General features: G+C 66.2%; 17 protein-coding genes (1 of these 17 running past the window's edge). 8 read left to right on the plus strand and 9 right to left on the minus strand.

Translation table 11 applies throughout. From position 1 onward, the window contains the following. A protein-coding gene (locus G6N66_RS14670) for a non-ribosomal peptide synthetase (protein ID WP_085232842.1) crosses the window boundary here: on the minus strand, window positions 1-6,720 show its start. 8,667 nt of this gene lie to the left of the window's left edge; 6,720 of the gene's 15,387 nt are visible here — the first part of the coding sequence; the start codon lies at window positions 6,718-6,720; its stop codon lies beyond the left edge, outside the window. Window positions 6,721-7,187: 467 nt separating this feature from the next. Between G6N66_RS14670 and G6N66_RS14675 the strand changes: the two genes are divergently transcribed. From G6N66_RS14675 to G6N66_RS14695, 5 genes are all read left to right on the plus strand, one after another. Further along, the gene (locus G6N66_RS14675) at window positions 7,188-8,099 is read left to right on the plus strand and encodes an ABC transporter ATP-binding protein (RefSeq protein WP_232079311.1); all 912 of its coding nucleotides are present in this window, start codon (window positions 7,188-7,190) and stop codon (window positions 8,097-8,099) included. After that, entirely contained in the window at window positions 8,096-9,709 is a 1,614-nt protein-coding gene (locus G6N66_RS14680) for a hypothetical protein (protein WP_085232843.1), read from the plus strand. Before G6N66_RS14675 ends, G6N66_RS14680 begins: the two co-directional genes overlap by 4 nt. 47 nt (window positions 9,710-9,756) lie before the next feature. Next, window positions 9,757-9,945 (plus strand): hypothetical protein, encoded by a 189-nt coding sequence (locus tag G6N66_RS14685; RefSeq protein ID WP_139825195.1) that lies wholly within the window; start codon window positions 9,757-9,759, stop codon window positions 9,943-9,945. 86 nt (window positions 9,946-10,031) lie between these two features. Further along, complete coding sequence (locus G6N66_RS14690; RefSeq protein ID WP_085232844.1) at window positions 10,032-11,291, plus strand: cytochrome P450; 1,260 nt, start codon at window positions 10,032-10,034, stop codon at window positions 11,289-11,291. Between the two features lie 85 nt (window positions 11,292-11,376). Beyond that, window positions 11,377-12,936 (plus strand): MFS transporter, encoded by a 1,560-nt coding sequence (locus tag G6N66_RS14695; protein WP_085232845.1) that lies wholly within the window; start codon window positions 11,377-11,379, stop codon window positions 12,934-12,936. A gap of 47 nt (window positions 12,937-12,983) precedes the next feature. Here the strand turns inward: G6N66_RS14695 and G6N66_RS14700 are convergent, their stop codons facing one another. Further along, window positions 12,984-13,214, minus strand: a complete 231-nt coding sequence (locus G6N66_RS14700) for an MbtH family protein (RefSeq protein WP_085232846.1) — start codon at window positions 13,212-13,214, stop codon at window positions 12,984-12,986. Between the two features lie 468 nt (window positions 13,215-13,682). On the opposite strand from G6N66_RS14700, the gene G6N66_RS14705 reads away from it, so the two are divergent. The 3 genes from G6N66_RS14705 to G6N66_RS14715 are packed head-to-tail and all read left to right on the plus strand — an operon-like array spanning window position 13,683 to window position 19,940. Continuing rightward, window positions 13,683-14,102 carry an MmpS family protein gene (locus tag G6N66_RS14705; protein ID WP_085233009.1) on the plus strand — a complete coding sequence of 140 codons (420 nt, stop codon included), beginning with the start codon at window positions 13,683-13,685 and terminating at the stop codon, window positions 14,100-14,102. After that, complete coding sequence (locus G6N66_RS14710; protein ID WP_085232847.1) at window positions 14,099-16,978, plus strand: MMPL/RND family transporter; 2,880 nt, start codon at window positions 14,099-14,101, stop codon at window positions 16,976-16,978. Before G6N66_RS14705 ends, G6N66_RS14710 begins: the two co-directional genes overlap by 4 nt. Before the next feature lie 58 nt (window positions 16,979-17,036). After that, the gene (locus G6N66_RS14715; RefSeq protein ID WP_085233010.1) at window positions 17,037-19,940 is read left to right on the plus strand and encodes an MMPL/RND family transporter; all 2,904 of its coding nucleotides are present in this window, start codon (window positions 17,037-17,039) and stop codon (window positions 19,938-19,940) included. Window positions 19,941-19,957: 17 nt separating this feature from the next. On the opposite strand, the gene G6N66_RS14720 is transcribed toward G6N66_RS14715, so the two are convergent. The 7 genes from G6N66_RS14720 to G6N66_RS14750 form a co-directional block, all read right to left on the minus strand. Beyond that, window positions 19,958-20,791, minus strand: coding sequence for a hypothetical protein (locus tag G6N66_RS14720; protein ID WP_085233011.1), 834 nt, complete (start codon window positions 20,789-20,791; stop codon window positions 19,958-19,960). A 26-nt stretch (window positions 20,792-20,817) separates the two neighbouring features. Continuing rightward, window positions 20,818-22,053, minus strand: coding sequence for an acyl-CoA dehydrogenase family protein (locus tag G6N66_RS14725; RefSeq protein WP_085233012.1), 1,236 nt, complete (start codon window positions 22,051-22,053; stop codon window positions 20,818-20,820). Window positions 22,054-22,115: 62 nt separating this feature from the next. Next, window positions 22,116-22,496: a DUF1801 domain-containing protein gene (locus G6N66_RS14730; RefSeq protein ID WP_085232848.1), complete on the minus strand. Its 381-nt coding sequence runs from the start codon at window positions 22,494-22,496 to the stop codon at window positions 22,116-22,118. Then, on the minus strand, window positions 22,489-23,382 hold the full coding sequence (locus tag G6N66_RS14735; protein WP_085232849.1) for a universal stress protein: 894 nt from the start codon (window positions 23,380-23,382) through the stop codon (window positions 22,489-22,491). The genes G6N66_RS14730 and G6N66_RS14735 overlap by 8 nt, the downstream gene beginning before the upstream one ends. Window positions 23,383-23,476: 94 nt before the next feature. Beyond that, the gene (locus G6N66_RS14740) at window positions 23,477-24,658 is read right to left on the minus strand and encodes a cation:proton antiporter (protein ID WP_085232850.1); all 1,182 of its coding nucleotides are present in this window, start codon (window positions 24,656-24,658) and stop codon (window positions 23,477-23,479) included. Window positions 24,659-24,670: 12 nt separating this feature from the next. Then, entirely contained in the window at window positions 24,671-25,702 is a 1,032-nt protein-coding gene (locus G6N66_RS14745; RefSeq protein WP_085232851.1) for a zinc-dependent alcohol dehydrogenase family protein, read from the minus strand. A gap of 19 nt (window positions 25,703-25,721) precedes the next feature. Further along, a complete protein-coding gene (locus G6N66_RS14750) occupies window positions 25,722-26,522 on the minus strand; it encodes an enoyl-CoA hydratase/isomerase family protein (RefSeq protein WP_085232852.1) in 801 nt (266 codons plus the stop codon). Between the last annotated feature and the right edge of the window lie 38 nt (window positions 26,523-26,560).

The raw sequence follows: 26,560 nt of genomic DNA on the forward strand, positions 1-26,560 counted from the left end.
GTCTTCCAACAGGATTCGCCATGACACCGCGTCGACGGCCAGGTGATGAACGATCATCGCCAACTCACCCGTCGCGGCCACCCACAGTGCGCTGAGCATCACCCCGGCGGCCGGATCCAACCGCGAGCGCGCCGTCACCACCGCCGCATCCGACAACTCGTCGACGGCGCGCAGGCATGAGCGGGCGTCGACCGCGCCGGGTTCGGGCACCGTCAACGACCAGACCCCGCCGGCCTCGTCCGCGTCCACGCGCAGCCGCAGCATGGCGTGCCGATCCAGCAGGGCCTGCAGCACGACCACCACGTCGGCCTCGGTGACGCCGGCGGGCGCGCGCACCACCAGCGCCTGATTGAACTGCCCTGTGGGGCCGTCCACGCCGGCCAGCCAGCGCATGATCGGAGTCGCCGGCAGCGGCCCGACGCCCTCATCGGTCGGGGCATTCTCGTCGGCGTCACGGGTGACCCGCGCCAGTCGGGCCAGCCTTTCCACGGTCTGCTCGACGAAGACATCGCGCGGCCGACACGCCAGACCCGCGGCCCGGGCCCGGGATACCACCTGCATCGACAGGATGCTGTCGCCGCCCAGGTCGAAGAAGGAGTCGTCCACCCCGACCCGCTCCAGCCCCAGCACCTCGGCGTAGATGCCGGCCAGGATCTTTTCGATCGCGCCCTCTGGGGCCCGATACTGCTCGGCGCCAACGTATTCCGGTGCGGGCAAGGCGCGGGTGTCGAGCTTGCCGTTGACCGTCAACGGCAACTCGTCCAACACCACGACCGCCGCCGGAACCATGTAGCTGGGCAGCCGATCGCCGAGTTGCGCACGAACCGCGGCCGGGTCCAGCAGGCCGGGGGCCCCGACGACGTAGCCGACCAGACGCTTCACCCCGGGGGCGTCCTCGCGGGCGATCACCGCCGCCTGCTCGACGCCGTCCAGCCCCGCCAGCGCCGACCGGACCTCGCCGAGTTCGATGCGGTAGCCGCGAATCTTGACCTGCTCGTCGGCGCGGCCCAGATGCTGCAGCTGCCCGTCGACGCCCCAACGCACCAAATCCCCGGTGCGATACATCCGCTGTCCCGGTTGCCCCGCGCAAACGAACGGGCATGCGACGAACCGCGATCCGGTCAGCCCGGCCCGGCCCAGATACCCGACGCCGACGCCGCCGCCGGCCACGTACAACTCGCCGACCACGCCCGCGGGCACCGGGCGCAGCCACCGGTCCAGCACGAACAGCGCCGTTCCGGCCACGGGAGTACCGATCGGCACCGACCCGGCTCCGGCGGCAAGCGGGGCGCTGATCGCCACGCACATCGTCGTCTCGGTCGGGCCGTAGGCGTTGACCATCAACCGCCCCGGCGCCCACCGATCGGCCACTTCGACCGGACACGCCTCGCCGACCACCACCAGCGCGGTGTCGCCCAGCCCGTGTTCGGGCAGGGCGGCCAACGCCGACGGGGTTTGGGTCAGGACGGTGACCTGCTCGGCGGCCAGCAGCGCGTGGAACTCCTCCGCGGCGGCCACCACGGGTTCGGGCACCACCACCAGCCGCCCCCCGCGCAGCAGCGCACCGAAGATCTCCCACACCGACACGTCGAACGCCAACGAATGACGCAGCGGCCACACGCCCGCCGCGGGCAGCCGCTCGTCCAACGAGCCCAACAGCTGGGTGACGTTGCGGTGGGTGACCGCCACCCCCTTGGGCACACCGGTGGTGCCCGAGGTGTAGATCAGGTAGGCGATCTGGTTCGGGTCGGGTGCCGGCAGGGGCGTGCTGGTGTCAAACCCGGTGTCGACAGCGGCGTCCTCGACATCGATCACGGCAGTGCCATGCCCGTCCAGCCGCGAACGGAGATCCGCCGTGGTGATCGCCGCGCTCGGTGCGGCATCGGCGAGGATGAAGTCCATCCGGGCCGCCGGCACCGCCGGATCCAGCGGCAGATACGCCGCGCCGGTCTTGAGCACCGCCAGCATCGCCACGACCGCCTCGGCCGAGCGCGTGAACAGCAGCGCCACGCACTCTCCCGGACCCGTACCCCGCGCAATCAGCTTGTGCGCCAACCGGTTCGACGCGTCGTCGAGTTCCGCATAGCTGATTGAACGCTCACCGTCGGTGATCGCCGGCGCCTGCGGCGTCGCGGCCACCCGTTCGGCGAACGCCTGCGGGATCGACGCCGGCGCGGGCGCGGGAGCCGTCAACGCCGCGGTGTGCCCCAGCTGCGCCAGCCGGGCGTGCTCGGCTGGGTCCAGCACATCGATGGACGACACCCGCCGCGTCGGGTCGGCGGTCAGCGCCTGCAAGACCCGCCGCAACCGCTCGATCAACACCTCGATGCTGGCCGCGTCGAACACGTCGGTGCGGAATTCCACCGTGCCGCCGATCCCGGCGGGCTCACCGGCCTCGCCGACGCGTTCGGCCAGGGCGAACGTCAAATCCATACGGGCGGTGCGGATTTCCACCGGCATCGACGTGACCTGGAGGTCACCCAGGTCCAGCTTGGCCGCTGGATCGCTGTCCCCGGCGAACTGCCAACCCATCACCACCTGGATCAGCGGGTGATGGGCCAACGACCTGGTCGGGTTGAGCCGCTCGACCAGCACCTCGAAGGGCACATCTTGGTGCTCGTATGCGGCCAGGCTGCGTTCGCGCACCTGCGCCAGCAGCTCGACGCCGGTGGGATCGCCGGCCACGTCGACCCGCAGCACCAGCGTGTTGACGAAAAAGCCGACCAGATCGTCCAATGCGGGGTCGCTCCGGCCGGCGATCGGAAACCCAACGGCCACATCGGGACTGGCGGTGAGCTTCGACAGCAGCACCGCCAACGCGGCCTGAACCAGCATGAAGCTGGTCACATTGTGCTCGCGAGCCGCCCGCGCGACCTGTTGCTGCAACTCCACCGGCCAGTCCACGACGACGGTGGCGCCACGCTGGTCGGGCTCCGGCGGGTAGGGCCGATCGGTCGGCAACTGCAGCCGCTCGGGCATCCCGGCCAGCGCGCGCTCCCAATAGGCAAGCTGGGCAGCGATGGGGCTGTCGCTGTCGGCCAGATCGCCGAGCAGCGCGCGTTGCCACAGCGTGTAGTCGACGTACTGCACCGGCAGCGGCGCCCACTCGGGTGCGCGCCCGGCGCGCCGGCTGGCGTAGGCCACCGCAAGATCCCGTAACAACGGCGCGATCGACAAGCCGTCCGCGGCGACGTGGTGCAACACGGCCACCAGCACATGCTCGTCTTCGGTGATGCGGAAAAGGGTTGCGCGCAAAGGCATCTCAATGCTCAGGTCGAATGTGTGACTCGCCGCCGCGTCGATGGCCTCAGCTAGCCGACCAACCGACCCGTCCGGCCAGCCCGCGGTATCGATGACCTCCCAACCGAATTCGGCGCGCTCGGCCGGCAGCACCAGCTGCTGGGGGATCCCGTCCGGCGACACGAACAGGGTGCGCAGGCTCTCATGACGGCCGACCACGTGGGCCAGCGCCGCGCGCAGCGTCTCGGCGTCCAGGCGCCCGTCGAGCCGCAGTGCGGTCGCCATGTTGAACACCGTCGAAGGCCCGTGCAACTGCTCGACGAACCACAGCCGCTGCTGGGCATACGACAACGGCACCACCGCCGGCCGGTCGCGGGCCACCAGCGGCTCCAGCCGCGGCGAACCCTCGCCGACGTGCAGGGCCAACTGGGCAACCGTGGGCGCGTCGAACACGGTGGGCACCGCGATGTCGGCGCCCAGCGAGGTCTTGATCGCCGCGGTCAGGCGCATGGCGAGCAGCGAGTCGCCGCCCAGGTCGAAGAACGAGTCGTCCACCCCGACCCGGTCGAGCCCCAGCACCTCGGCGTAGATGCCGGCCAGGATTTCCTCGATCGCGTTATCCGGTGTCCGGTACCGATCAACGTCCTGGGCTTGCAGTGCCAGCAGGGCGCGGGTGTCGAGCTTGCCGTTGACGGTCAGCGGCAGCGCATCGAGGACCACCACGGCCGCCGGGATCATGTACTCCGGTATCCGCTGGCCGAGCTCGGCGCGGATCTCGGCGGGGTCCGCGGTCCCGGTGACGTAGCCGACCAGCCGCTTGTCGCCCGGACGGTCCTCGCGAGCCAGCACCACCGCCTGCTCCACGCCGTCCAGTCCGCTCAACACCGCCTGGATCTCGCCGAGCTCGATGCGGTACCCGCGCACCTTGACCTGCTCATCGGCGCGGCCCAGATGCTGCAGCTGCCCATCGACACCCCAACGCACCAAATCCCCGGTGCGATACATCCGCTGTCCAGGTTGCCCCGCCCCAACGAACGGGCACGCCACAAATCGCGACCCTGTCAACCCGGCCCGGCCCAGATACCCGACCCCGACACCGGTGCCGGCCACATACAACTCCCCCACCACACCCACCGGCGCCGGACGCAACCACCGGTCCAACACGAACAGCGCCGCCCCGGCCACCGGCGACCCGATCGGCACGACCCCGCTCCCGGGGGTCAGCGGGGCACTGATCGCCACACACATGGTCGTCTCGGTCGGACCGTAGGCGTTGACCATCAACCGCCCCGGCGCCCACCGATCCACCACCTCCACCGGACACGCCTCACCGACCACCACCAGCGCGGTGTCGCCCAACCCGTGCTGGGGCAGCGCGGCCAATGCCGACGGGGTCTGGGTCAACACGGTGACCCGCTCGGCGGTCAGCAGGGCATGGAACTCCTCCGCGGCGAGCACCACCGGTTCGGGCACCACCACCAGCCGACCCCCGCGCAGCAGCGCGCCGAAGATCTCCCACACCGACACGTCAAACGCCAGCGAATGGCACAGCGTCCACACCCCGGCCGCCGGCAGCCGCTCGTCCAACGAGCCGATCAACCGCGTCACACTGCCGTGGCTAACCGCCACCCCCTTGGGCGCACCGGTTGTGCCCGAGGTGTAGATGAGATACGCCACATCGTCGGGCTCCGGCGCCGGCACTGCACCGTCTGAGCACCCATCTGAGCGCCCGTCAAGGCCGGCATCGTTGACGTCAAGCACCACCACCCCAGAGCCCTCGAGACGACCCGCGAGGTCCGACGTCGTCACCGCCACCGTCGGTGCGGTATCGGCGAGCATGAACTCCATTCGCGCCGACGGCACCGCCGGATCCAGCGGCAGGTACGCTGCTCCCGTCTTGAGCACCGCCAGCATCGCCGCGACCGCCTCGGCCGACCGCGAAAACAGCAGCGCCACATACTGACCCGGACCCGTACCCAGATCAACGAGCTTGCGCGCCAACCGGTTCGACGTCTCCTCCAATTCGCGATAAGAGATCGAACGCCCGGCGTCGGTGATCGCCACCGCCTCGGGCGTGCGCGCAACCTGGGCGGCAAACGAAGCCGGAACCGACAACGGCGCGGCCGCCGGCCCGGTCAACAGGGCGCGCCCGCCGAACCGATCCAGCCGCGCCCGGTCGGGCTCGTCGAGTAAATCCACCGACGACAATGACCGCTGCGGATCGGCGGCCATCGCCACCAGTACGCGCTCCAGCCGCCCTGCTAATTCGCGGACATCGCAATGCGGAAAGAATTGTCCAGCACCCACGGTGCTCAGAAACAGCTGATCTTCGTCCTTGAAAAAGACCAAACCGAACTCGACCGGGCCGGCATGGGTCAGTGTTCCGGTTGTTGCGGCCCCGTCAAAAAAGCCGGTGTGTGTGGCCGGAATGAAGTTGACGACAACGCGGTTCGAGGCTTGCCCGGAGCCACGCAGACTCGCCTTGTAGTCAATAGCGTGGACCGGAAACCGCTGGTGCTGCAGCGCTTCCCGCATTCGCGTGTCCACCCGTCGACAAAAGTCGACAACCGCCGTCCCCGGCGACGTTTGCAGGACCAGTGGGACGAACCCGGAAATCATTCCGGGCACCATCTGCGCCTGCGGAGCCACCCGCCTGCTCACCGGAAAGTCGAGCACCACCTCTGGGCTCTCGGTGTCGAACGCGCGCACCAGCAGCGCGCACGCGGCAGTGATCACCGACGACCGACGTACCCCCAAGGCCTGCGACAACGCCTGTATCCCGGCGACGGCCGCGGGGTCGAGCTGCACCGGCGCGGACGGCTGTCCGTCGCGCTCGGCCGCGGCCGCCAACCGGTAGCGCGGCTCGCCTTCCGGCGGAAGATTTTTCGTCCAGTAGGCCTGATCCTCGAGATAGTCGGGGGACGCCTCGTATTGCGATTCTGCGTCGATGAGATCGCGCAACGTTCCAAAAAATGCGGGCGGAACGGGCCCGCCCTGCGCCATGGCCGAGTAGATGTCGGCGATCCGATGGCAGACCAGGGTGACGCCAATGCCGTCCACCACAATGTGGTGGCAGCATGCGAACAAATAGCATTCGTCCGCGTGTGTTTCAAACAGCGCAAATTTGAACAGCGGGCCGTCGAGCGGCATTAGCGTGCGTTGGATCGACGACGCCAACCGATTGGCGTCCTGTGCAGGGTCCGCCGAGTCGGCGAGATCGTAGCGAGCGAGCTCGATATCCGGATAGTCAAGCGGTGTCTGAAGAACCTGGCCGTCAATTTTGAAAAAGGCAGCTCTGAGTGGCTCAGCCTCGCGCACCGCTTGGACGATCGCTTGCTTGAGCAAACCGGCGTCTAGCGTGCCTTCGACTCGCAAAAGTTCGCCGAGTTGCCACTTCGCACCGAAACCGCCCGTTTCCTGCGCGAGCCAGATATCTAGCTGCCCCCGCGTCAGTGGAAACGTCCGGTCAGCGCGACTCATACACCCCCCCAAGATCCCAGTGCCCCCCAAGATCCCCTGCTATGCCAGTTCTAGCCGATGAAGTCCCGTCATGCAGCGCATTAGACGTCGGGGAAAACCCCTCGCCATGCGCCAGGAGCATCGGCAGAGCCTGGCAACGCGATATATTGCCATCTTGCCCGAAACGAGCCGGACGATGGGGTCGATACTCATTGGCTCGACCGACCATAAAGTCGACCGGAGCAACCCTTTGAGCAAACTGTGCGGCAGGTTTGTAGCGTCGGTCCAGTTTTCGCAGCTCCCGGATCCGGCCTACGAGGGGTACTCCAGGCCGACATCAATGCTCAGGGGGTGTTCCCCCGGTCAATGGGCTCGAAACGTGGGCAAGGCCCCCGTGACCCTCTTCGTGCTGCGTGCGGGCCGGTTTGAGCGATCGTCTGTCACCTCGGGCCGAGAGGGTTTTGCTTCGGGTGCCCTAACCTTCAGGCGTGGAGTCCGCCGCACACACTGGTTCCTGTCCCGCCATCCGGGTCGACGGTCTGACCAAGCGGTTCGGCGGTGTGGTGGCCGTCGAGAATCTGAGTTTTTCCGTCGAGCCCGGCGAGGTGTTCGGATTCCTGGGGCCCAACGGTGCCGGCAAGTCGACCACGATCCGCCTGCTGCTCGGATTGATTCGCCCGACCGCGGGCAGTGCGGAGATATTCGGCTGCGCCGCGGGTGACGTCCGGCGATCGCATCGTCACATGGCTTACCTGCCCGCTGATGTCGCGCTGTGGCCGGCCCTGACGGGCGCCGAAATCCTCGAGTTGCTCGCCAATGTGGGCGCCGGGGTCGACACGGCGTACCGCGATGAGTTGGTGGACCGATTCGATCTCGACCTCGACAAGCCGGCCAGGACCTATTCGACCGGTAACCGGCAAAAGGTGGCCCTGGTTGCGGCATTCGCGACGCGGGCTGCGCTGCTGGTGCTCGACGAGCCGACGAGCGGGCTGGATCCGTTGATGGAAAGGGAGTTTCGCGGCTGCGTCGCCGAAGCGCGCAAGCGCGGCCAGACCGTGTTCCTCAGCTCGCACCAGCTGGCCGAGGTGGAAGCCGTGTGCGACCGGGTGGGGATTCTACGGGCCGGGCGGTTGGTGGAAATTGACGGCATCGCAGATTTGCGGCGGCTGCGCCGGACCGTGGTCGAGGTGTCGTACCGGGGTGAGCAACCCGCGTTGCGCGACGTTGTGGGTGTTTCCGGCGTCGAACAGCTGACCGGGAATCGGTTGCGGTTCAGCCTGAGTGGCTCGCCGGTGCCCGCGCTGCAAGCACTCGCCGCCGCCGACATCACCGCGCTCACGATGCACGAACCGACGCTCGAAGAGATTTTTCTCGACTACTACGGCAAGGCTGACCGGTGAGGGCCGCTACGCTGTCCGGTCCCCGGCCCGCCCCGGGCCGCGCGGTGAGCCGACTGACCGTGCGACAGCTGCGCTTCGGCGCCGTGGCGGTCGCGCTGATCTGCGGAGGCATGTCTGCGCTGGCGGCCAGCCAATACAAACCGATCAGCAACATCCTTGATACCTCGGCCCTGCGCGCACTTTCGGAAAATCCCGCCATCCGGATCTTGTCGGGTCCACCGGTCGCGCTCGACGACCCCGGCGGATTCACCGTGTGGCGAACCGGCCTGCCCCTGTCGCTGTTCGCGAGCCTCTGGATCGTGCTTGCCGCCACCCGCATCAGCCGCGGTGAGGAGGATGCCGGCCGCTGGGATCTGCTGCTCGCGGGACGCCTGCACATGCCCGACGTGATGGTCCGCTGCCTGGCCGCCCTCGGTGGATCCGCGGCGCTGATCGGCGCGGCCGTCGCGGCGGGTCTTTTGGCGGCGCGTACCGGACCCACCGGGGCGCTGATTCATGCGACCGGAATCGCCGGCGTCGCTTTGACTTTCGCGACGACCGCGCTGCTGGCCGCGCAGGTCATGTCGACGCGAGCCGGCGCCACCGGCCTAGCCGCCGCGGCTCTGGGCGCAAGCGTGCTGATGCGCATGGTCGCCGATGGCTCACATCGCCTGGCGTGGTTGGCCTGGGCCACTCCGTTCGGGCTGACCAGCCGCGCCGCGCCCTACGCCGACAACCGCATCCTTCCGCTGATCGTGCTGGGTGCGTTCCCGATCGTGGTGGGCGCCGCGGCCCTGTTCGCGGCGCGCCACCGCGATTTGGGCGACGGGGTGGTGGCGGCGCGGGATCGCCGACGTCCACGAGTTCGGTTGTTGCACTCGGTCTTCGGGTTCGCCCTGCGTCGCAGCCGGCGGATCACGCTCTGGTGGACCACGGGCGTCGCCATCTACTTTTTCTTCATCGGCGCGACGCTGGCCTGGCTGCTCGAGTTGTTTCGCACGAACCGGCGTTTCGCCGAATTGGCCGCCGCCGCTGGGCTCGGCGGCCACAACCTGGCGAATGTTTTCGCCGCGGCCCTGTTCGGCTTTCTCGCGGTCATCGCGGGGTTGTACTGCGCGATGCGTCTCACCCTGATGGTCCACGACGAGCGGGCCGGTCGATGGACCCTGCTGTTGGCCCAGCCGATTACGCGCTTGCGGGTGATGTCCGCCGAGATCATCGTCACCGCGGGCGGGGTCGTGGCCCTGCATTTGTCGGCCGCGATCGCCCTGTGGGGCGGCGCCATACTCACCGGCGCGCCATTGCAGTTGAGCCATGCGGTTGCCGGTGCGTTGAATTCGGTGCCGGTGGCATTGCTCGCCGTGGGGACGGCTGCGGTGGGCGCCGGGTGGTGGCCGTCCGCGACCATCGCGATCGGTGCACTTCCCGTTGTGGCGGGGTTCGGGGTGAACCTGGTCGTGCAGAGCGCGAAGCCCCCTGGCTGGGTGGTCAACCTGTCGCCGATGGCGCACCTCGCCCCGGTGCCCGACGCACCGCCCAACTGGGTGGCCACCGCGGTTTTCCTGCTCGTCGGCGCGATCCTGGCCGGCCTCGGGGTGGCCGGGTACGTCCAGCGCGACCTGACAATGTAAGCAATATGAGTAGGGCCGCTGTGGCCCGCAGGGGGAGGAAAAATCAGATGGCATTGATACCGGGGATACCGGGTCTCACCGAGATGAGAGAAACCGCCGAGGAAGCGATCGGTCTCCTCAGGCGGGCCGTCGCCGCGTTGGAAAAGCTTGCGGCAGAGCAGGAGCGCACCAACGACCTTTTCGCCGAAGTGAACGAGGTCGCACTGGCGCCCGTCCGCAACATCACCGAGCGATAGCGGACGGCCGACAACGGCGGCGAGATCCGCCGAGCGCGTAACGTTGCCTTGCAACACTTTTGTAGTGCAACGCAGACGGAGGCTGAGTGAGCGGGCTCGAAAATCTCGACTTTTTCACCGACAAGTCACTCGTCGATGACCCCTATGGGTATTACGAGGCACTCCGCCGTTGCCCGGTTTGGCGCGAGCCCACGCACGGCGTGGTGATGGTGTCGGGGTACGACGAGGCCGTCGCCGCGCAACGCGACACCGACCAGAGCTTGTCGGTGTGCAACATCGTGAGCGGACCGTGGTCGGGCATTCCGAACCAAACCGGCAGCAGTGGCATCTCGGACATCTCGGATCTGATCGAGCAGCACCGCGGCAGGGTTACGTTCGGCGACTACTTCATCACGTTCGATCCTCCCCGGCACACCGCGCATCGCTCGCTGTTGAGCCGATTGTTCACGCCGAAGCAGCTCAAGAACAACGAGGAATTTCTGTGGCGCCTCGCCGACGAACACGTCAACCGCTTCATCGCGGACGGCAAGTGCGAGATCGTCATTGACTACAACTTTCCGTTCACGCTCGACGCGATCGCCGACTTGCTGGGCGTGCCCGAGGCCGACCGCCCACGTTTTCGCCGCGCCGCGACGGCCAGCCGGCTCCAAGGCGATCGCAGCGGCTTCGTCGGCGTGAAAGAGGAGTGGTTCGTCGAATACATCGAGGCTCGGCGGCGCGAGCCGCAGGATGACGTGCTGACCGAGCTTGCGCTGGCGAAGTTTCCCGACGGCACCACCCCCGACGCCATAGATGTTGCCCGCGTTGCCACGTTCATGTTCGCCGCGGGCCACGGCACCACGATCGACCTGCTCAGCCTGTCGATGCTGATGCTGGCGGAGCGACCGGACCTGCAGGAACAGCTGCGCCAGGACGACTCGAAGATTCCCGCGTTCATCGAGGAGATGCTGCGCTTCGAAAGCCCGATCAAATCGAATTTCCGCCTGGCGCGGCGCAACACCAAGATCGGCGACGTCGACGTGCCGGCCGGCACCAGCGTGCTGGTGATGAACGGCGCGGCCAACCGCGATCCGTCCCGGTTCGAAGAGCCGAACGAATTTCGCCTCGACCGACCAAACATTTTGCAACACATCGCATTTGGCCGTGGCGTGCACACTTGTCCGGGCGCTCCTATTGCCCGCGCCGAAGTGCGGGTGAGCCTGGCGCGAATCCTTGAGAGGATGGCCGACATTCGGCTGTCGGAGGCTGAGCACGGTCCCGCCGGAGATCGTCGGCTCAAATGGGACAGCACCTTTCTGTTCCGGCGACTCAAGGAACTGCACCTCGAGTTCACTCCGATTCGGTGAGCCGTCGCAGAAAGCGCGATTCATCGCATCGGGGCTAGCCCGCCGTGGGATTGCCGTAGGGTATCCGCAACGCCGACTCTCTCCGATGAGCTGGCAGTGCAGCACACAAGCAGACACCACGCGCGAAACGAGCCCGATGCCCGTCGAACCGACCACGCCCGGCCGGACGAGCAGATATCTCCCGAGCCGGTTGCCATCCCCCTGGTTCCTCGCTGCGGTCACCGCGATCGGCGGCATGCAGCTGATGGCCACGATGGACGGCATGATCGCGGTGGTCGCGCTCCCCAAGATCCAGAACGAGCTGGGCCTGTCCGATGCCGGGCGGAGTTGGGTGATCACCGCCTACGTGCTGACCTTCGGCGGGCTGATACTGCTCGGCGGCCGCCTCGGCGACACCATCGGGCACAAGCGCGCCTTCATGGTCGGGGTCACGCTGTTCACGATCGTCTCGACGGTGTGCGGCGTCGCCTGGGACGGGGGCGCCCTCGTCGTGGCTCGGCTGCTGCAGGGCGTGGCCGCCGCGATCCTCGCCCCGACCGGCATGGCGCTGGTGGCGACGACCTTCGCGAAGGGCCCGCAACGCAACGCCGCGATGGCGGTGCTGGGCGCGATCGGCGGTCTCAGCTCGGTGCTGGGCCTGGTGCTCGGCGGGGCGCTGACGCAGGTGTCCTGGCGGCTGGTGTTCCTGGTCAACGTGCCGATCGGGATAGCGGTGCTCGCTCTGGCCCGCGGCTCGCTGCGCGAGACCGCGAAAGAGCGGATGAAATTGGACGCCACCGGTGCTGGGCTGGCCACCTTGGGCTGTACCGCCGTGGTCTTCGGCTTCTCGATGGCGCCCGAAAAGGGCTGGCTATCCCCCATCACGATTGGTTGCAGCGCGGTCGCCCTGGCTGCTCTTGCGGCATTTGCCGTGGTGGAGCGCACCGCCGAGAACCCTGTCGTGCCGTTCAACTTGTTCCTCGATCGCAACCGGGTGGCCACGTTCGCGATCATCTTTCTCGGCGGTGGGGTGCTGTTCACCCTGACCCTGCTGATCAGCCTGTATGTGCAGGACATCATGGGCTACAGCGCGCTGCGCGCGAGCGTCGGCTTCATCCCCTTCGCCGTCGCCGTCAGCGTGGGTGCGGGGGTGTCTTCGCAACTGGTGACGCGCTTCCCACCGCGGATGGTGGTAATCGTCGGGGGCATCCTCATGCTGGGCGGCGTGCTCTACGCGTCGACGTTTACCCGCGGCATCCCGTACTTCCCCGATCTGGTGGTCCTGCTTGTCGCGGCCGGAATCGGTATCGGCGTCATCAACGTCCCGCTCGTGCTGGCGCTGATCGCCAGCGTCGAGGTTGATCGAATCGGTCCCACCTCGGCGATCGCGGTGATGTTGCGCAGCCTCGGCGGACCGGTGGTGCTGGCCGTCATCCAGGCCGCCATCACCTCACGCACGCTGCACGCGGGCGGCACTACTGGCCCGGTGAAGTTCATGACCACCGCCCAGCTGCACGCGCTGGACCAGGGCTACACCTACGGCCTGCGGTGGCTTGGCGGGGTAATCCTCCTGGTCGCGGCGATCGCGCTGCTCATCCGCTACAGCGCGCAGCAGGTGGCTCACGCTCAGGAAGTCAAGAGGGCCGCGGACGCGGCGAAACCCTAGCCAAATCCCAACCCGCACAACAGCACTCGTGGGACCGCCCCGGGTCGTTACGTATCGGAACCGCGGGCCTCGGCCAGCCTGTCGCGCAGACTCTTTGGCCGGATGTCGGGCCAGTTCGCCTCGATGTACTCCAGACACGCAGCGCGGTCCGCTTCACCGAAAACGACCCGCCAGCCGGCAGGGACGTCGGCGAAGGTCGGCCACAGGCTGTGTTGCTCCTCGTCATTTACCAAGACGAAAAAACTGCCATTGTCGTCGTCGAACGGATTGGTGCTCATCGGTTCTCCCGCCCACATAACCGAGATGAATGGTTCCGAACCATAATGCACAACGGGCGTCAAAGGCCACGTCCGGGGGGTTCGGAAAGTGCGTTTGGTAAGCGGCTTTTCCGGTAAACCGTGAACAATGTCACGCGCATTACCGCCGCGACCTCGGCCCCTCTCATACAGATAGCGCTGGTCTATGGCAAATGACCTGTGCACGGTTAGCCTGCGACGCCCACCGAATCCGGTGATAACGTCGAAGTGCGCCGACGCTGCGGGGTCGCTTGTTCGAGCGGCCCAGATCACGGCGGCGAAAACACTGGGTGGGGACTTGGGGGTGCGGTGGTCGAACGTGCTGTGCGCGACGTCGCCGAAGCGCGGCCCGAAGTGACCACCGCGGCGCCTCCCAAGGTCGGCCGAGGTGCGGAACGCCGGCCACCCGCACCACGGGCACGCCGCGGATCCCGAACGATCCTGACGGCTTTGAAGAGGGTGTGGATTCCGCTGGTGCTACTGGTGGTCATCTGCGCTGGCGGGTTCACCGTGGCGCGGCTGCACGGCGCCTTCGGCTCGGAGAAACACGTCTCGTATGCCGACACCGGAAAGGATGACGCCAAGCCGTTCAATCCCAAGCACCTGACGTACGAAGTCTTCGGGCCACCCGGCACCGTGGCAGACATCAGCTACTTCGACGACAACGGTGACCCGCAGTTTCTTCGCGGAGTCCCCCTGCCGTGGTCGCTGGAATTCGCGGTCACCGGGGCAACCGGCGCCGGAAATGTTGCGGCGCAAGGGGATACCGACAGTATCGGCTGCCGCATTCTTATCGACGGTGTGGTAAAGGCCGAGAAGACGCAGCAAGACGTGCACGCCTACACCTTCTGCATGCTGAAGGCCGCATGAGCGACGACGAGATCGGCAGCGGACATGCGGCGCAACCATTCGTAGCGCGGTCGATCCGCCGGTTTCCGGTGTTGGTCATCCTGGGGTGGTTCGCGATGATCGCCATCGTGCACCTCGCCGCCCCGCCGCTGGACCAGGTCGAAAAAGAACATCTGGTATCGCTGAATCCTCCGGACGTGCCGTCGTTTACAGCGATGCAGCGGGTCAACGAAGACTTCCACGAATCCTCGTCCGGCAGCTTGGCGATGATCGTCCTGGAGGGACAGCAACCCCTTGGCAGCGATGCCCACCAGTACTACGACCGCTTGATTCGCCAACTCGACGACGACACGAAGCACGTGCAACACGTCCAGAATTTCTGGGGCGACCCGCTGACGGCGGGAGCGGCGCAAAGCGCCAACGGCAAGGCCACCTACGTGCAAGTGAATTTGACCGGCAACCCCGGCGAGACGTCAGGCAACGAATCGGTGGCGGCGCTCCGCCACATCGTCGACCGGACGCCGCCGCCGCCTGGCATCCGGGTCTATGTCACCGGTCCAGCGGCGCTCGTCACGGAGATGAGCCAGAGCGGCGACAGAACGCTCGCCACAATGACGTTCGTCAGCCTCGCGGTGATCTGCACCATGTTGCTTCTCGTCTACCGCTCGATCGTCACCGTCGTTCTGTTGTTGGTGATGGTTGGGATGGAACTGCAGGTGGCCCAAGGGATTGTCGCGTTCCTCGGCGAGCACCAGCTGGTGGGCCTGACGACGTTTGCCGTCAACCTGCTGGTATCCATTGGGATCGCGGCCGGAATGGATTACGGCATCTTCTTCACCGGCCGGTATCAAGAAGCGCGCCAGGCCGGCGAGGACCGGGAAACCGCCTTCTACACCACCTACCGTGGTGTCGCTCCCGTCGTGCTGGCCTCGGGATTGACAATCGCCGGGGCCGTCTATTGCCTGACCTTCACCCGGCTGCCCGTCTTCCGAACGCTCGCCGTGCCTTGTGCCGTGGGCACATTGGTGGCGGTCGCGGTCGCGCTCACGCTGGTTCCCGCCGTCATTTCCGTGGGCGGCCGGTTCGGTCTCTTCGACCCCAAGCGGAAGCTCAAGGTTCGTGGCTGGCGGCGAGTGGGAACGGCCATCGTCCGCTGGCCCGCGCCGATTCTCGTCGCGACGCTGGCCGTCGCGCTGATCGGGCTCTTGACGCTGCCCGGATACCAGCCCAGCTACAACGACCAGCAGTACATCCCCAAGAACATCGCCGCCAATCAGGGGTATGCGGCCGCGGCGCGGCACTTCCCGCAGTCACGGATGTCGGCACCCGAGGTGCTGTTGATCGAGGCCGATCACGATTTGCGGAATTCAGCCGACTTTCTGATATTGAATAAACTAGCCAAAGGAATTCAGGCGGTCCCGGGAGTGTCTCGGGTGCAGGCCATAACGCGGCCGCAGGGAACCCCGATCGACCACGCGACAATACCCTACATGCTCAGCATGCAGATGGCCGGCATGCAGCAGACCATGCAGTTTCAGAAAGAGCGCATGAACGACATGCGCAACGCGGCCGATCAGCTGGGCGAAACGATTGTCATCATGCAACGCATGTACGCCCTGATCCAGCAACTCACCGACACGACTCATCACATGGTGGGTGAGACGCATGATATGCAGGCGATCACCAACGAGCTGCGCGATAAAATTTCGGATTTCGAGGATTTCTTCCGGCCGATCCGCAGCTACTTCTACTGGGAACGGCACTGCTACGACATTCCGATCTGCTTCTCGCTGAGATCGATCTTCGACTCGATCGACGGTGTGGACGAGCTCAGCGATCAGCTGCAAAACCTGGTGACCGACCTGGATCGGCTGGACGCCCTGCTGCCCCAGTTCCTGGTCCAGTTCCCGCCGATGATCGAAATCATGAAGACCATGCGGACCATGATGCTCAGCATGATCAGCACCATGTCCGGCACCTTCGGCGAGATGGACCAGAACAGCAACAACGCCACCGCCATGGGGAAGGCGTTCGACGCCGCCAAGAACGACGATTCGTTCTACTTCCCCCCCGAGGTGTTCAAGAACGCAGACTTCAAACGAGTCATGAAGGTGTTCGTGTCGCCCGACGGCAAGGCCGTCCGCATGTTCATCTCGCAGAAAAACGATCCCGCCTCGCCGGAGGGAGTCGCGCGGATCGACCCCATTCAAACCGCGGCCGAAGAGGCATTGAAAGGGACTCCGCTCGAAGATTCCAAGATCTATCTCACCGGCACCGCGGCGATGGTGAAAGATCTGGTGAACAGCTCTAAATACGACCTGATGATCGCGGGAATTGCCGCGATCTGTCTGATCTTCATGATCATGCTGATTATGACGCGGAGTTTCATTGCCGCCCTGGTGATCGTGGGCACGGTATTGCTTTCCCTGGGCGCGTCCTTCGGGCTGTCCGTGCTTGTCTGGCAGGACATTCTCGGCATCCAAATACATTGGATGGTGCTGGTCATGTCGGTGATCATCCTTTTGGCGGTGGGATCCGACTACAATTTGCTGCTGGTATCCCGGATGAAAGAGGAGATTGGCGCCGGAATCAACACCGGCATCATTCGTGCCGTCGCGGGAACCGGCAAGGTGGTGACGAATGCCGGCCTGGTGTTCGCGTTCACGATGGCGTCCATGGTGGTCAGCGATTTGCGCAGCCTCGGTCAGCTGGGCACCACCATCGGCATGGGGTTGTTGTTCGACACGTTGGTGGTGCGTGCGTTCATGACGCCGTCCATCGCCGCGCTGCTGGGACGCTGGTTCTGGTGGCCGCAACGCGTGCGCCCCCGCCCCGCCAGCTCGTTACTTCGGCCGTCGGGACCCCGCCCCTTGGTGCGGGCCCTGTTGCTGAGATAGCTGGGGCCAGTGCCGCATTCGCAGTTTGTAGCGCGTCACAGCGATCGTGGGGACCAACGTGGCCCAGGACGATAGCGACACCCATCGCGCCCAGGTCCCGTTCGTGGCGCGAACGATCCGCCGGTTTTCGGTCCTCGTCATCCTGGCCTGGGTGGCGCTGACACTCGTTGTGACACTGGCGGTTCCATCGCTGGAGCGGGTCGGCCAAGCGCATTCCGTGGCACTGAGTCCCCCCGACGCGCCATCGGTGCAGGCCATGCAGCGCATGGGCAAGGTCTTCAAAGAATCCGATTCGGACAGCTTCGCGATGATCGTGCTGGAGGGACAGCAGCGACTCGGTGACGACGCTCATGCCTACTACGCCGGATTGGTCCGCGAGTTAAGGGCCGACCGCAAACATGTTGAGCACGTGCAAGATTTGTGGGGAGACCGGCTTGCGGCGGCGGGAGTGCAAAGCCCGGACGGCAAGGCCGCATATTTGCAGTTGAATCTCGCCGGCAACCAGGGCACGACCTTGGGGCAGGAATCCGTTGCGACGGTCCGAAATATCGTGAAGCGCACGCCGCCCCCGCGCGGCGTCGGGGTCTACGTGACCGGTCCGGCGGCCCTGGTGACGGACATGCAGCACAGCGGCGAACGATCCATCTTGAAGATCACCGCGCTGAGCGTCCTGATCATCTTCGGGATGCTGCTGCTGGTCTACCGTTCGGTCATCACCGTGATTCTGTTGCTGCTCATGGTCGGCATCGAACTCGGGGCGGCACGGGGAACCGTTGCGCTTCTTGGCGATAACAACATCCTTACGCTCTCGACCTTCGCGATCAATTTGCTGGTGGCCCTCGGGATCGCGGTCGGAACCGACTACGGGATCTTCTTTTTCGGCCGGTATCAAGAGGCGCGTCAGGTCGGCGAGGATCCGGAAACGGCGTACTACACCACCTATCGCCGGGTCGCGCCCGTCGTCCTGGCTTCCGGTTTGACCATCGCCGGCGCGGTCCTATGCCTCAGCTTCACGCGGATGCCCATCTTCCAGACCATCGGCGTCCCGTGCGCGGTGGGGATGCTGGTCGCCGTCGCCGTGGCGCTCACGCTGGTTCCGGCCGTGCTGGCCGTCGGGAGCGGCTTCGGCCTGTTCGACCCCAAGTACCGGATCGGATTCGGTCGATGGCGCGGGATCGGCACCGCGATCGTCCGCTGGCCCGCGCCCATCCTCGTCGCCACGTTGGCGATTGCGCTGATCGGTCTGGCGACGCTGCCGGGCTACAAAACGAGCTACAACGACCGGCTGTACATACCCCAAGACATTCCGGCGAATCTGGGGTATGCCGCCGCCGACCGCCACTTCTCGCAATCCCGGATGATGCCCGAGATTTTGACCATCGAGTCGAATCATGACATGCGGAATCCGGCGGATTTTCTCGTCCTCCACAGGCTCGCCAAGGGCATCTTCCAGGTTCCGGGCATCTCTCGAGTGCAGGGGATCACCCGGCCCGAGGGCACGCCGATCGAACACACGTCGATGCCGTTCCTGATCAGCATGCAAAGCGCCGGCATGCAGCAAAACATGAACTTCATGAAGAACGCCATCAACGAATTGCCCAAGCAAGCCGATTTGATGGCTCAGCAAATCGCGATCATGCAGCACATGTACGACCTACAGAAACAGCTGAACGAGATTACGCACCATTCGATCGTTTCCACCAGAGATATGGCGGCCGTCGTCGAACAATTGCGGCAAAGCGTGTCCGATTTCGAAGATTTCTGGAGGCCGATTCGCAGCTACTTCTATTGGGAGAAGCATTGCTACGATATCCCAATATGCTGGGCGTTCAGACAAATCTTTGACAGCATCGACGGTGTCGACGCGGAAAGCGACAAACTCGAGGATCTGGTCAAGGATCTGAACAAGCTGGACGCCCTGCTGCCACAGCTCGTCGAGCAATTCCCGCAAATCATCGCGACGATGGAATACATGCGCACGATGACGCTGACGATGTACAGCACCATGTCCGGGATCTTCCGCGAGATGGACGAATCGAGTCAGAACGCTGCCGCCATGGGAAAGGCGTTCGATGCGGCCAGAAACGATGACTCCTTCTACCTGCCGCCGGAGGTGTTCACGAATTCGGACTTCCAGCGCGCCATGAATTCGTTCCTGTCCCCCGACGGCAAGGCCGCCCGCTTCATCATTTCGCATAAGGGCGATCCCGCGACGCCCCAGGGAATCGCGCGTATCGATCAAATCAGAAAGGCGGCCGAAGAGGCGGTGAAGGCGACGCCGTTGGAGGCTGCCCAGATCTACATCGCCGGCACCGCGTCGACCTTCAAGGATTTCCGCGACGGCTCTAGTTACGACCTCCGGATCGCGGCGGTCGGCGCGCTCTGCCTGATCTTCATGATCATGCTGGTCATCACCCGAAGTTTCGTGGCGGCGCTGGTCATCGTCGGCACGGTGGCACTGTCGCTGGGCGCATCGTTCGGGCTGTCGGTGCTGGCGTGGCAGCATATTTTGGGCATCAAATTGCACTGGATGGTGCTTCCGATGTCGGTGATCGTCCTGCTAGCCGTCGGCTCCGACTACAACCTGCTATTGGTTTCCCGGATGAAGGAAGAAATCGCCGCCGGGATAAATACCGGGATTATCCGGGCAATGGGCGGGACCGGTAAGGTCGTGACGAATGCCGGCCTGGTGTTCGCCTTTACCATGGCCGCGATGGCGGTCAGCGATTTGCGAATCATCGGGCAGGTCGGCACCAGCATCGGTCTGGGCCTGCTGTTCGACACCCTGATCGTGCGCTCTTTTATGACACCGTCCATCGCGGCGCTGCTCGGACGGTGGTTCTGGTTCCCGCAAGCAGTGCGCCCCCGCCCGGCCAGTCAAATGCTTCGCCCGTCGGGACCGCGTCCGCAGGTACGGGCCCTGCTGCTGCACGAGGAGACAGCGGCGCCGACGCGGTCATAACCGCGCTGCCGGTTAGTTCAGTTCACGACATCGAAAACTGCCGCGGCCGACGTGATCGCCTTGTCCGCGTTGCCCTCGTCGTGCAGCAGCATCCGCACCCCGATCCGCCCGGGTCCCCCGGCATGCGCCGTGCCTTCCACGCGGAACGGACCCACCTTGCCGCGCGACATGAACATCACGTGCCAGCTGACGACCTGCACCTTCCTAGTGCTGGCGACGCCGGCGGCAAGATCGATGGCGGCGGTCTCGAGCACCACGTGTTGCGGGCCGATGTGCAGCGCCGCATCGGGCGAGGCCAGTTCGAGGCTGAGCGCGGGCAGCACCCAGTGACCGTCGTCCCGTCGGGACGCGCCGAACGCCGCCCACAACGGCGGCAGATCGGGCGAGTCCTCGATCACCAACTCGGTGCCCGAAACATCCATCTTGTCAAGGCCTTCGGGCGGGATGCCGATGATCGCGCCTTGCCCCTCGTTGAATGCGATGACCCGGTCCGGGTTGTCGGCGTCGACGATCTTGCATCGGCCATAGCCCATCGTGCGGCCCTGGTGCATGATGCCCGACTCGACGATTTCGATCCTGCTGACGTCATAGCCGGGGTCGATGATCTGCACCGAGGCGATCACCGGATTGGGCACCGCGACCATATCGGTCTGACAACCCTCCGGCGACGAAATCGCCAGTGGCGCAACCATGAGACCACCGGCCTCGTTGCGCATGTCGCGGCGGATGGTGACGGTGTCGTCGCTCTCGCCGAGGTTCATCGACCCGTGGTTGCGGCCGATGTAGCGGTAGCTGAGCAGACCCGTCCAGCGCCGGTGCAGCTCGTCGCGGTACGCGTCGGTGTCGTTCATCAGCTCGCGGATGTCGCGCAATTCACTCACTTGTTCCGCCTTACCTGGTTGAACGGCACGCCCCGGTCGGCGGCGTACTCGCGGGGAAAGTTCAGGACGCGTTCGCCAATCACGTTGCGCGCCATCTCGGTTGTGCCGCCGCCGATGCTGGCGATCTGCCGGCCGAGGACGCGGGTGCCGATCTTGAGGAACTCGTCGTCGTCGGCCACGACGGCGGCCGCGCCCGCGACGGCGCCGGCGGTGTCGGTTTCGACATCGTGGCTCGCGGCCATGGACAGCCGGATGATCGAGCCGGCGGCGGGCGGCAGCGATCCGCTGGCCACCGAGTGGAAGATGTGCTCGCCGAGCTGACCGTGCACCGCTCGGTGCACCAGGGCCCGGCCCACCATCTCCCGCACCCGCTCACTCTCGCCCTGGCCGGTGCGTTCGACGCGATCGACCAGGGCCAGCAGATCGATCGAAACATCTTGGGCCGCAACGATTCCGGGGCCGCTGGTGTATTCCGAGCTGTCGCCCATGGTGCGGCGTTCGTGGTACAGCTGCCGAGACGCGACTTCCCACCCTTTTCCGGGTGCCCCGACGACCGCGTCGTCGCCGACGTCGACGTCGTCGAGAAACTCTTCGCAAAATTCGACCGAACCGTTGACCTGCCGCACGCGGTTGATGGTGACCCCCGGATGGCGCAGCGGCACCAGGAACATCGTCAGGCCGTCGTGTTTGGGTGCGTCCCAGTCGGTCCGGGCCAGGCACAGCCCGTAGTCGGCGGCGAACCCCCAGGTGGTCCACGTCTTGGCGCCGTTGAGGATCCATCGCCCGTCGCGGCGATCGGCGCGGGTGATGACGCCGGCCAGGTCCGATCCCCCGCGGGGTTCCGACAGCATCTGGACCAGCACCTCATCGCCGCGCAGCGCCGCGTGGATGTGGCTGCGTTTCTGCTCCTCGCTGCCCATGTCGAGGATGGTCGCGCAGCAGATGGCGAACGACGGGACGTTGAGCAGCAGCGGCGTCTCGTAGGCGGCGCACTCGGCGTCAAAGGCCTTCTTGTATGCGTAGCCCAGCCCCAGGCCGCCGTACTCGCGGGGGAAGCAGATCCCGGCGAATCCCCCGGCGTACAAGATCCTTTGCAGCTCGCGGGCCCGTTGCCAGGATTCCTCGGCGTCGCGCTCGAGGCGCGCGGCCTTCTCGGGATCCAGCGGCGGCATGTTCGCGGCCAGCCAGGACCTGGCCCGGTCGCGAAATTCCTCGACTGACTCAGCGGTCACCGGCACCTCCACAACAGCGCTGAGCGATCGCCCAGCAGCGCAGTAAGACAGTACACCACCAGCTAGGACGTGTTCAGCGCCACGGCCGCGCGGATCAGCGCCGTCAGTGCCTTCTCGTCGATCTCGTCGCCCTCGTGAAAATCGATGGCGCGCCGGGTGTTGCCGTCGAGGCTGGAGTTGAACAGGCCCGCGGGGTCGTCCAGGGACGCGCCCTTGACGAAGGTCATCTTGACCGCGCCTTTGTAGGTCTCGCCGGTGCAGATCATCCCGTCGTGGTACCAGACCGGGACGCCCCGCCACTTCCATTCCTCGACCACTTCGGGGTCCGCCTGCTTGATCAGCTTTCTGATGCGCGCGAGCGTCTCGCCACGCCAATCCGCCAGCTCTTTGATCCTGGCGTCGATCAGCTTCGAGGGAGAATCCCCGCTCTTGTTGTCAGCCACCCGTCGAGTATGACGGTCGGGCCACGATCACCGGCGCATGCGCCGCGTGCACGACGGCATTGCTGACCGATCCCAGCAGCGCTTCGGTCAGCCCGCCGTGACCGTGGCTACCGACGACGACAAGCTGAGCGGCGTCCGACTCCTCGATCAGCGCTCGCGCCGGGTGATCGAGCGCGATGACCCGGTGCACCGTCACGTCGGGATAGCGCTCGCTCCAGCCGGCCAGATATTCGGCCAGGCTGCGCTCGGCTTCCGACTTCCACTCCAGCCACGGGAGTTGGTACACCGCAACATCGCTCCACGCGTGCAACGCGGTCAGCCCGACACCGCGCCGCGATGCCTCATCGAAGGCGATGGCCAGCGCCCGCTCCGAGGCCGGGGAGCAATCGATTCCCACCACCACCGGAGCCCGCTCGGACCGCGCGGCGGACGAACCGTCGGCGTGGATGACGGCGACCGGACACTTCGCGCCGTGGACCACGCCCGAGCTGACCGATCCCAGCAAGACGCGCGCCACCGCGCCGCGTCCGGTGCAGCCCACGACGACCAGCTCGGCCTCTTCGGACATTTCGACCAACGCCGGCACCGGCGGCGACACCCTCACCTCGCTGGTGATCGAGATCGTCCGGCCCGCCGGCAATGCGTCCTGCGCGATCTTGACCGCCTGCTCGAGCACCTTGCGGCCGTCGTCCTCCTGCCATTCCGCCACCCCGCTCGGCAGCGGTATCTGCGGGAACGTCGGCACGAACGTCTTGAACGTGTGGACCAGGGTCAGCGGCAGATTGCGCGAAGCCGCGTCGCGGGCTGCCCACAACACGGCGGCATCCGATGCGGCCGATCCGTCGACCCCGACGACGAGGCCGTAACGCTTGACGGTGGTAGACATTTCGTTCTCCTCTGGGGCAGTCAGTCTGTCACCGAAAACGCTAGTTATCCCGGGGTCGCGGGTCGTGGGACTTTGGTCCTCAACCGCATGGACATCAGACCTCGGATCCGTTGGGCTTGGCGGGCTTACCGGCCTCTTGGGTGCTCTGGGCGCGCGCCGCGAACGTTCCCGCGATCGAGGTACACGCGATCGTCAACAGCGCACCGAACATCAACGCCGACGCTTCGCCCGGGGCAAGCAGGTGGCGCTGGGTGCCGATGGTGGCAGCCGCCGTCGACACGCCTAGTTGCGTGCAGGACATCACCGCGAACGTGAGCGGCTGGCCGAAAAGCCGTCCCGCGCAATGGGCCAGCGCGCCGCCGAGCCCCAGGCCCACACCGAGCAGAATGAATTGCGGATGTGAACCGAGTTCGCGTACTTGCAGCGAGGCCCCCAGCCAGACGAAGAACAGCGGACCGAAGAACCCCTCGGTGATGCCGAACAACTGGCGCGCCAGGCGCCGCGGTTCGCCCACACCGGCGATCACCAAACCCAACGCGAAGCCCGCGAGCATGATCGAGACGCCGGTGCTGATGGCCAACGCGGCCAGCCCGAACAGCACCAGCAGGTTCGTCCGCAGTTCCAGCGCGAACTTTTGGGTGTGGGAGTAGTCGTGCATGCGCTGGCGCCAGCCTTTGTGGTCGGCCACACGCATCAGTACGAAGACCACCGCGGCGCAGCCCGCGACCGCGAGGCCGCCCAGTGCCGCCGTCGGCGCCTTGCTGAAGTCAATTACCAACGGCAGCAACACGATCCCCGCGGTGTTGGCGATCGCTATCTGCGCCGTGACGGCGAGCACCTGCGGTCCGCGCAATCGCAGCGAATCGATCATCGGCAACGTCATCGCGGCGGACGACGAAGCCATCAGCACCCCATAGAGCGCTCCGTGGCCGTTACCCAGCGCCGCCGCCAAGCCAAAACCGAACGCCGCACCAACGGCACCGGCGAGAACCGCCCGCGCCAACGCCGACGGCAGCGCAGTACGCAAAGTGGGGTCGCGCACCGGGACGTGGCTGCCCACGACGAACATCACCAGCGCGAAGCCGATGTTCGCCAACAACTGAAAGCTCGGGTTGGCGTCGTCGACCAGGCCGAAACCGGTTCTGCCGATGACGAGTCCCGCGATCAGCTCGCCGATGGTCACCGGAATCCGCAAGCGCGGGACCGCCGCCAGCAGCGGGCCCGCGAAACCCACGGCGGCCACGACGGCCAGCGTCTGGAAGCCGAACCCGTGCACGTCAGCGAGCCGTCACGGGATCGTCAGCCCGATCTTGCCGACGTGCTCGCCGGCCCGCATCACCCGCAACGCCTCGTCCATGTTGTCCCAGTCGAAGACGTGGCTGATGTATGGCTTGATGGCGGCCCCGGACGGCGGTGATGCCATCACGTCGCACAGGTCGGCGTGCGCGCGCACGCCGCCGACGGTGATCCCGATGACGCGCAGATTGTTGAGCATTACCTCGGCGACCGAGATGGGCACCGTGTCGAATCCGCTGAGTACACCGATCACCGCGACGGTGCCGCCGACACGCGCGGCATGCACCGACTGCGCCAACGTGGCGGGCCCGCCGACTTCGACGATGAGGTCGGCCCCGCGCCCCGCGGTCAGGCGCTTGACTTCGGCATCCCATTGCGGGGTCGTCCGATAGTTGACGAGATGTGTTGCGCCCAAATCGGATCCGATCTTCAGCTTGTCGTCGGATGACGAGGTGAGGATCACGGTGGCGCCCAGCGCCCGGGCGAGTTGCACGGCGAACAGCGACACGCCGCCGGTACCCTGGGCGACGACGACGTCACCCGCCCCGATGTTGGCTTCCACCAAGGCACTCCACGCCGTCACGCCGGCACACGGGATCGTGGCGGCCTCGAGGTCGGTGAGGTAATCGGGCGTACGGACCAGGGCGGTGACGGCGGCGACGCGGTACTGCTGCAACCATCCGTCTTCCGAGTCGCCGGGCAAGTCGCGCTTGGCTTCCGGTGTCGGCGGGCCGTCCGGCCAGCTCGGGTGAAACGCCCCCATGACCCGATCCCCGACGCGCAGTCCGTCGACGCCGGGGCCGACGGCGACCACCTGTCCGGCCCCGTCGCTCATCGGTACCCGCGGCCAGGGCCCAGGAAGCAGACCCATCAAGTTGATCTGGTCGTGAAAATTCAGACTCGAGGCGTTGACCTTCACCAGGACCTGCCCGGCGCCCGGTTCGGCAACCGGCCGTTCCACCCTTTCCAGCGGTGTGCCCGGGCCGTTCATCAGCATCGCCTGCTGACGTTCCGGAATGCTCATGCGCTACCCGCCTCCTGAATCAGATTGGTTCCCAGTCTTTCGCCACCGACGCGCTCCAGCGCGGCGCACGGCGCTGCAGGAATGCGTCGACGCCCTCGCGGGCATCGGCGCTGCCCATCACCCGCCGATGCAGCTCGGTCTCGAGCTCGGCAACCCGACGGGGTGTGTAGCCGTTGATCTGCGCGTCCCACAGCAGCCGTTTGCTCAGGGCGGCCGACATCGGCGCGACATTGACCGCGATGTCGCGCGCCACCGCCACCGCGTGGTCGAGCACCTCGCGGTTGGGCAACGCCCGGGTGGCGATGCCCATGGCGGCGGCCTCGGCACCGTCGAACGTGCGTCCCGTCAGCAGAATGTCCGCGGCCACCGCCCCGCCCGCCAGGTGCGGCAGCGTCCAGTGCGACATGCAGTCGGGTATCACGCCCCGGCGCACTTGCGCGACAGCGTATTTGGCGTCCGCGGCCATGATCCGGATGTCGGCCTGCAGGGCGATCGTCAAGCCGATCCCGATGGCATGACCGTTGACCGCCGCGATGACCGGGGTGCGTAGCTCAAATGCCGCGGGATCGGTGGGCGACGCCGTGAACTCGGCCGAAGGCGCGGCGAAAGGGCTTGTCGCGGCGGCGAAGTCGGCGCCGGCGCAGAATGCCTCGCCGGCGCCGGTGAGCACGATGGCGCGCACCGCATCGTCGTCGTCGCACCGCCGGTAGGCCTGGTTGAGCAGCGCACCCATCTCCGCGGTGTAGGCGTTGCGGTGCTCGGGGCGGTTGAGGGTCAACACCGCGACGCCGTCGGCGATCGCGACGATGAGATCGGTCATCCCCGTGAACTTACCCACCCGTGCCCGCACGCCGGGCG

The organism is Mycobacterium conspicuum (assembly GCF_010730195.1).
GTDB classification, from domain to species: Bacteria; Actinomycetota; Actinomycetes; order Mycobacteriales; family Mycobacteriaceae; genus Mycobacterium; species Mycobacterium conspicuum.